1 pseudogene is annotated in these 250 nt (G+C 70.8%); it reads right to left on the bottom strand.

Features of this window, described 5'->3' with window-relative positions:
• Nucleotides 1–250, bottom strand: a pseudogene (locus NBZ85_RS32105) (recombinase family protein); the annotation flags it as partial.

Below are 250 nucleotides of genomic sequence, written 5' to 3'. Positions count from 1 at the left end.
TCATCGACCTCGGCCGGGTCGACCACCAGCAGCCCGCGGCCGTTCGCCGCAAGCGCGGCCTCAACATACTCGGCACCGAACCGGGCGAACCGGTCGCGATGCTCCACGACGATCGGTGTGGCTCGCCCGGGTCACGCAGCAGGGCGAGGAACTTCCTCCGGTGGCCGTTCAACGCCGAACCCACCTCGGTGACCACCCGATCGACAGGCAGACCCCGCCCGGTAGCCCAAGCGGTGACCCGGGCGACCTG

It is taken from the genome of Frankia tisae (assembly GCF_025403405.1).
GTDB lineage: Bacteria > Actinomycetota > Actinomycetes > Frankiales > Frankiaceae > Frankia > Frankia tisai.
The sequence above is the reverse complement of the archived record's forward strand: the minus strand, read 5'-3'. Positions and strand labels throughout refer to the sequence as shown.